This window comes from Halanaerobiales bacterium (genome assembly GCA_035270125.1).
Taxonomy (GTDB): Bacteria; Bacillota; Halanaerobiia; order Halanaerobiales; family DATFIM01; genus DATFIM01.
On record DATFIM010000182.1, the window covers coordinates 1 to 7,702 of the forward strand.

The 7,702-nt window shown below is 31.6% G+C and carries 7 protein-coding genes; all 7 read right to left on the reverse strand.

The features are described 5' to 3' along the window. A partial coding sequence (locus tag VJ881_09425) for a formate dehydrogenase accessory sulfurtransferase FdhD (GenBank protein HKL76273.1) occupies positions 1 to 558 on the reverse strand: 558 nt, incomplete at its 3' end. A gap of 41 nt (positions 559 to 599) precedes the next feature. Beyond that, a complete protein-coding gene (locus VJ881_09430) occupies positions 600 to 1,181 on the reverse strand; it encodes a molybdenum cofactor guanylyltransferase (GenBank protein HKL76274.1) in 582 nt (193 codons plus the stop codon). Between the two features lie 16 nt (positions 1,182 to 1,197). After that, the gene (gene fdhF, locus VJ881_09435; protein ID HKL76275.1) at positions 1,198 to 3,891 is read right to left on the reverse strand and encodes a formate dehydrogenase subunit alpha; all 2,694 of its coding nucleotides are present in this window, start codon (positions 3,889 to 3,891) and stop codon (positions 1,198 to 1,200) included. A 3-nt stretch (positions 3,892 to 3,894) separates the two neighbouring features. Next, positions 3,895 to 5,496 (reverse strand): NADH-quinone oxidoreductase subunit NuoF, encoded by a 1,602-nt coding sequence (gene nuoF / locus VJ881_09440; protein ID HKL76276.1) that lies wholly within the window; start codon positions 5,494 to 5,496, stop codon positions 3,895 to 3,897. A gap of 10 nt (positions 5,497 to 5,506) precedes the next feature. Continuing rightward, complete coding sequence (gene nuoE, locus VJ881_09445) at positions 5,507 to 5,965, reverse strand: NADH-quinone oxidoreductase subunit NuoE (GenBank protein ID HKL76277.1); 459 nt, start codon at positions 5,963 to 5,965, stop codon at positions 5,507 to 5,509. A 213-nt stretch (positions 5,966 to 6,178) separates the two neighbouring features. Continuing rightward, a complete protein-coding gene (locus VJ881_09450) occupies positions 6,179 to 7,264 on the reverse strand; it encodes an HD-GYP domain-containing protein (GenBank protein ID HKL76278.1) in 1,086 nt (361 codons plus the stop codon). 124 nt (positions 7,265 to 7,388) lie between these two features. Continuing rightward, positions 7,389 to 7,702, reverse strand: a 314-nt coding sequence (locus VJ881_09455) for a hypothetical protein (protein ID HKL76279.1), incomplete at its 5' end; no start/stop codon positions are given.

Genomic DNA, 7,702 nt, shown 5'->3' on the forward strand with positions numbered 1-7,702 from the left:
TGTGGAAATACGACAGCTAAGAGCTAGAATTTTATTAGAACTGTCAAGATTATTTTTCAAAATATAAGCTATGATTTTATCACCAGTATTATGTCTTGCTATATCCTCTCTAAATGCAATCATTTCTCCTTTTTTATCTGCTAAAAGAGCATTATGAACTCCGCCTGTTTTTTGAAAGATTTTCGATTTAGAACTGAGGTCATTAATGATTTTAAATATTAAAGAAGGTTTTATTTTATTTTTAATAAAATAGTCATCTTTTTCTTTGGTAATTTTATTCTTATTCTTAAAATCTTTTTTACTTTTTATTTTTATTATATTTTTATCATTAAGAAAAGTAATTTCAGATACTTCGTCCAATCCGTCAATAAGCCCTTCACAATAAGCTCTTCCCAGGGCCATCTCTTCTACATACACAGGACTGGCAGCAATATCATAATAATGCTCTCCATTAACTATAAGTCTATAAAATTCTTCTTTAACTATATAATCATTAGTTTTTTTAAATTTATTATTTTCAAACCTCAAAATCTCCTTTTTTTCAAAAAAATCTGTCATTTAATCTCACCTCAGCCTAAATAAAGCATTATAAAATTTTATCAACTACAAAATTTATTTATTTTTTCTAAATCTTTTTTGTAGTTAATATTAAAATATATTTTTTCTGGATCAGCCAATTTTTTTATTTGTTTTTCAGAAATAATTTTTAAATTAATTTCACTATAAAAATCAGTAATCTTTCTTTTTCCTAAATCAAGATTTCTTTCAATCGCCTTTAATGTCTCTTTTTTATAAACACTGGCAAAAGGCTCATAATAACCATTATATTTACCTACAAGTACATCATATTCTTTTTCATAGTTTTTTAAATAGCGAATATAATCAGCTTCCAAAAAAGGCATATCACAGGCTGTTAAATAATTTTTATCATGATCAGAATATTTCAAACCTGTATAGAGCCCCCCTAAGGGCCCTATTCCAGGTATTAAATCTTCTATAATTATTACATCTTTTAAAAATGAATATTTATCTTTATTTTGAACTACTAAGTAAATTTTATTGAAATAATCATTAAGCTTTCTCACTATTTTTTCAACCATCAGTTGATTATTCAATTCGATAAAAGCTTTATTACTGCCAAATCTACTACTTTCACCACCTGCCAGCAAAATAACATTCATATTCATCACCTTCAATCTATTCTACTTTTTCTATATTAACCGCCGTTACTTTTAATTCAGGTATTTTAGCTTCTTCGTCCAGAACCGGGTTAGTAAGTCTATTTGCAGGACTTTCTGCATAATGGAAGGGCATAAATATCTGTCCTTCCTGAACTCTTTCACCTATGCGGGCATTAGTTTTTACACTTCCTCTTCTGGAAGTAACTTTTACCCGATCACCTTCACTTATCCTTAATTTCTTAGCGTCTTTCTCATTTATTTCTACATAAGCATCTGGTTCATGATTATCAATTGCTTTAGAGTTTCTGGTCATTGTACCTGTATGGAAATGATAAAGCATTCTACCTGTCATCATAATATAATCATATTCCTCATCAACTTCTTCAGCAGGTGGAATATAACTTACAGTATGGAATTTACCTTTACCTCTTGCAAATTCTCCTTTATGGAGATATTTTGTTCCGTCATCATCGCGATCTGTACAGGGCCACTGAAGACCACTTTCACCCAGTCGATCAAGATGAATACCTCCATAAATAGGTGTAACTTCAGCAATTTCATCCATAATTTCAGCAGGAGATTCATAATCCATTTCATAACCCATTCTAGTAGAAATTTCACTTATTATTTCCCAATCTGCTCTTGCTTCTCCTGGGGCTTCAATAGCCTGATTTACTTTTTGAATTCTTCTTTCAGTATTAGTAAAGGTTCCATTCTTTTCAGCAAAACAAGCAGCAGGTAGAACTACATCAGCAAATTTAGCAGTTTCTGTAAGGAAAATATCTTCTACTACTAAAAAGTCAAGACTGTTTAAAGCCTCTTCAATATGTTTTTGATCTGGATCAGAAATAACAGGATTCTCACCAATAACATACATTCCTTTAATTTCTTCACCAGCCTGATTAAATATCTCAACAACTGTTTTTCCTATCTCTTCAGTAAGTTCTTCTGTTTCCCAGGCTTTTGCAAACTTTTCTTTCATTTCTGGATCATCAACTGATTGATAACCTGGATAAACATTAGAAAGTGCTCCAAGGTCACAGGCACCCTGCACATTATTTTGACCTCTAAGTGGATTTACACCAGTACTTTCTCTTCCAACATTACCTGTAAGAAGAGCAAGGTTAGCTATTGAAAGCACATTATCTGTCCCTGTTTTATGCTGAGTTATACCCATTGCAAAATATATTGAACCTCTGTCTCCATTTGCATATAATCTAGCTGCCTTTCTTATTTTTTCAGCAGCAACACCTGTTATTTCTTCAACTTTTTCCGGTGTATAATCTTCTACTACACTTCTCATATACTCATAATTCTCAGTTCTATTTTCAATAAAATCTTTATCTTCAAGACCTTCTTCAATAATTACATTCATTAATCCATTGATTAAAGCTACATCTGATCCAGGTTTTTGTTGAATAGCAACATCAGCCATACCTGAAAGCTCTATTTTACGAGGATCAGCTACAATAAGATCTGTTCCTGTTTTTAAAGCCTTTTTCATTTTACTACCAATAACTGGATGATTTTCAGTTGGATTTGAACCAATAACAAAAATTACATCTGAATCTTCTATTTCTCTTATTGAGTTGGTCATTGCTCCTGATCCAAAAGCCTTAACTAAACCAGCAACTGTAGAAGCATGACAGAGACGAGCACAATGATCCACTGAATTGGTACCAATTACCGCTCTCATAAATTTTTGCATCAAATAGTTTTCTTCATTAGTACATTTAGCAGAACTCAAGCCAGCTAAAGCTTTTCCACCATATTCATCTTTAATTTCAGTAAGTTTTTCTGCAACAATTTCTAAAGCTTCATCCCATTCTGCTTCTTCAAATTCCCCATTTCTTTTAATTAAAGGTTTTGTTAAGCGATCAGGATGATTGACAAAATCATAACCAAAACGTCCTTTTACACAACTCTCTCCGGCAGGGTTGGGAGTATTTTCTCTATAAACAGAACCAACTTCTACTATTTCTCGCCCCTTAGTCTTTAATTCTAACTGACAGCCAACACCACAGTAGGGACAGGTAGTTACAGTTTTTTCAAAATCATATTCTCTACCTTTTCCCTCTGAAGGTATATAGCTTAAGGCATCAGTTGGACACATATCCACACATTGTCCACAGTAGACACAGGTAGATTCTTCTCCACCTAAACCATCATCATTAGCCGCACCTATTTTAGTAGCAAAACCACGTTCAACAAAATCTATAGCATCTGAGCATTGTATTTCTTTATCAACTCTAACACACTTACCACATAAAATACATTTATCAGGATCTACCTGAATAAATTCATTATCTCTTTCTATACTAAATCTTTCTTCATTTTTAGTACCATAACTGGATTTTTTAATTCCATATTCATAGGCAAGATCCTGTAATTCACAATTTCCATCAGCCTCACAGGTCATACAATCTAGAGGATGATCAGAAATCAATAAATCAAGTATAGTTTTACGAGAATCAATAACTCTTTCACTATCAGTTTTTACTTCCATACCCTCCTGAACTTCAGTTGTACAGGAAGTTTTTAGGCTACCATCATCCATATCTTCTACAAGACACATTCGACAGGCACCAACATCAGTTAAGTAGGGACTGTGACAGAGAGTAGGTATATCAATATCATTTTCTTTAGCTACTTCTAATACTGTTTGTCCTTTTTTAGCTTTGTATTCATTATTATTTATAGTTATTTCCATAACTTAATTTCCCTCCTCAGCTGCTGTAATTAATTCCTCATATTCATCTTCAAAAAATTTAATTGTACTTAATACTGGATTAGGAGCAGTCTGGCCCAATCCACAGAGGGAAGTCTCTTTTATTACTTTTCCTAGATGCTTTAATTTTTCAATATCTCCCTTTTGCCCATTATCATCAAGTATTCTTTCTAAAATATCCAGCATTCTTTTGGTTCCAACTCTACAGGGAGTACATTTACCACAGGATTCATCCTGGGTAAAATCAAGGAAAAAACGAGCAACATCTACCATAGAATTTTCTTCATCCATTACTATTAATCCACCTGAACCAACAATTGCTCCAATTTCTTTTAATGATTCATAATCTATTTCTAGATCAAGATATTCTTTAGGTATTGTACCTCCAGATGGCCCACCAATTTGGGCAGCTTTAAATTCTTTCCCTCCAGGTATTCCACCTGCTATATCAAAAATTATTTCTCTTAAAGTAGTCCCCATTGGAACTTCGACCAAACCTGTATCTTTTACATCACCTGCTACAGCAAAAACTTTTGTACCTTTGCTATTTTCAGTACCAATATCATTAAACCATTCACTACCATTTAAAACAATAGGAACTATATTTGCAAAAGTTTCTACATTATTTATTACAGTAGGTTTGCCCCACAATCCTGAATTAGCTGGGTAAGGAGGTTTAGTACTAGGTTGACCTCTTTTGCCTTCAATTGAAGCAATTAAGGCAGTTTCTTCACCACAAACAAAAGCACCTGCTCCTACTCTAACTTCAAGATTAAAATCAAATTCACTATCAAATAGGTTTTCTCCTAAATATCCTTTTTCTTCAGCCTGTTTAATAGCAGTCTTAAGATTTTTTACTGCCAAAGGATATTCTGCTCTTACATAGACAAAGCCTTGATCTGCACCTATAGCATAACCGGCAATTATCATTGCTTCAATTACACTATGAGGATCACCTTCAAGAATACTACGATCCATAAAAGCACCAGGATCACCTTCATCTGCATTACAGACTACATATTTTTGATCACCATCAGCTTTATGAGTTAACTCCCATTTAAGACCGGTGGGAAAACCTGCTCCACCTCTTCCTCTTAATCCAGAATTTTTTATTTCTTCAATGACTTCTACGGGTTTTTTTTCATTTAATACTCGTTTTAGAGCCTGGTAACCAGATCTATCAATATATTCTTCTATTTTATTAGGATCAATAATACCAGTATTTCTAAGTGCAATTCTACGCTGATTCTTCATAAATCTAAGAGACTTAAAATCTTCTATTGATTCATCATGTTCTCTTGTTAATAATTCTTCTACCACTTCTCCATTTTCTAGATGCTGCATTACTATTTTTTCAACATCACTAACTTTTAGATTACCATAAAAAGTGTTATCAGGTTTAATAATTACAATTGGTCCCAGACTACAGGGACCGACACATCCTGTTTTATTAATCACTTCTTTTATCTCATAATCTTTATCTAAATCTTCTCTTTTTAGTTGTCTCTTAAATTCTTCTTCAACCTCTTCTGCTCCTGCTGAAAGACAGCCCGTTCCAGCACAAATTAAGATTTCTTTTTTTGCCATATTTTCACCTCTAATAATTTTCCAAAATTTCCGGTACTTTTTCCGGAGTTACTTCACCATATACTTTATCATCTATCATAATTACAGGTGCCATACTACAGGTTCCCAGACATCTTGTTACTGTCATTGTAAATTTATCATCATCACTTGTTTCTCCAACTTCAATTTCTAATTCATTCTCTAATTTCTCCATTATATCCTCTGCACCTTTTACATAACAGGCAGTGCCCATACATATACCAATTGTATGTTCTCCCTTTGGTTCAGTATTAAAAATTGAATAAAAACTAATTACACCATAAATTTCACTCATTGGTATTTCCAGTTTTTTACTAACATGTTTTTGTACTTCTAAAGGTAAATAACCAATCTTTTTTTGAATATCATTAAGTACCGGTATCAAATTTCCCTTTTTCTCTTTATGCTTTTCAATAATCGGATCAAGTTCTTCTAGTTTTATATTAGCCATATTAGCCCCCCAAAAAATTGTTATTTTATATATTAAAAAAATTATATTTAAAAATTGAGTTAATAAAAACTTCAAGAAATAAAGTAATTATCCTGCTTAATTTTAAAAGTTTTTAGACTTTTCTTTCTTGTGAGAAAAATATCAAAAAACCGAGAAGCTTGCCAGTTTAACAAGGCTCCTCGGTTTAATATTTATTTTAATTATTTACTTTTTTTATTCCTCAGTAGTATAATAACTATCTACCATTCTTTCTATTTTAATATCATCATTTTTATATAAATCAATATATGAATCATCAACTCTGATTATTGGTTTATCCTGATGGCGGGGATTAATAAATACTATTTCTGCTTCTTTACCATTATTTAAAATGACTTTTTCATTGACGAAATAGTTAGGCATTTTATCTAAAAAAATATTAAGTAAATCATAATCAAAATCTCCAAAGGTTTCTTCCCTAAATAATTTTATAGCCTCAAAGGGAGTTGACTCAGGTTGATAAATACGGTTGGCAGTAAGAGCATCAAAAGTATCAACTATCGCAATAATCCTACCAAAAAGAGGTATATCTTTTCCTTTTAATTTTAGAGGATAACCATTTCCATTATAACGTTCATGATGAGTTAAAATTCCCTGTGCTGTTTCAGCAGCGACATGTTTTGCATTCTGGGCCATTTCATACCCATAAATACTATGTTTTTTCATTTTTTCATATTCTTCACTGGTTAATTCTGATGGTTTATTCAAAATTTCATCGGCAATTTTAGCTTTACCTAAATCATGCATTAAACCAGCTTCAGTCAGTCTAAAAGTCCTTTCTTTATCAAATTTTAACCAATTACCAAACATATAAGCCAAAACTCCTACATTCAAAAGGTGACAGTAAGTATACTGGTCAACCTCTCTAACTTTAGTTAATAAATCGATCATTTCACTTTCGTCACCGATACCTATTATATCTTTAGTTATATCTTTAACATCATCATATTCAATTTGTTCAAGGTTTCTGGCTTTTTTAAATATACCTTTCATCTCATCTATTTCTTCCTGATATTTCATTTCTGCATTTTGGGTTCTATCTAAATTCTTCTGTATTTTTTCTTTATTTTCATTATATACATAAACATAATCTGAACTTAGTTTCTTTAATCTTTTTATCTTTTTTTTATCTAAAATAGTACCAGCAGGGAGTAAAATACCGCCAAAATCATACTCAATATCATTAGCAAGTTTCATACCTGCTTTTAATTCATCTATTTCGATATTTATTTTATTCTGACTTTGAAAATTATCATCCATTTTAGTCCCTCCTCTAGTACTATTTTCTGCAATAACTGGACTATTCCCTTCATATTTTAAATATTTTTAATATAAATATATAAAAACAGGCCTTTTGAATCATCATTAGACCTGTTTAAAATTTTTATTTTATTTTAATTAATTCTATACCTTTCTCATCAGAATTAAGGTTGCCACTATATAATTTTTCTTGAGAATTATTCCAATGCTCATGAACTCCCAAACTTGTTAGATAACTTCCATCTTTTTCAGGATCATATCTTTTGCGTGAAAATTCCTGAGGTTTAGCAGCTTCATGAAGATAATTTTCAGTATAATTTAATAAATTTGTTTCATTTCTCAAAAAATCAAATGCCACTGAATCTATGGCCACTGGATCCTGTGAAATAAAAATACTTGAACTCCAATCTCCATTAAAAGGTTCTAAAGACCAACGAT

Excerpts from the sequence above, each read along its gene's own strand:
- VJ881_09450 (HKL76278.1), bottom strand. The coding sequence starts at position 7,264 with ATGGATGATAATTTTCAAAGTCAGAATAAAATAAATATCGAAATAGAT.
- nuoF (HKL76276.1), bottom strand. The coding sequence starts at position 5,496 with ATGGCAAAAAAAGAAATCTTAATTTGTGCTGGAACGGGCTGTCTTTCA.
- fdhF (HKL76275.1), bottom strand. The coding sequence starts at position 3,891 with ATGGAAATAACTATAAATAATAATGAATACAAAGCTAAAAAAGGACAA.
- VJ881_09430 (HKL76274.1), bottom strand. The coding sequence starts at position 1,181 with ATGAATGTTATTTTGCTGGCAGGTGGTGAAAGTAGTAGATTTGGCAGT.
- nuoE (HKL76277.1), bottom strand. The coding sequence starts at position 5,965 with ATGGCTAATATAAAACTAGAAGAACTTGATCCGATTATTGAAAAGCAT.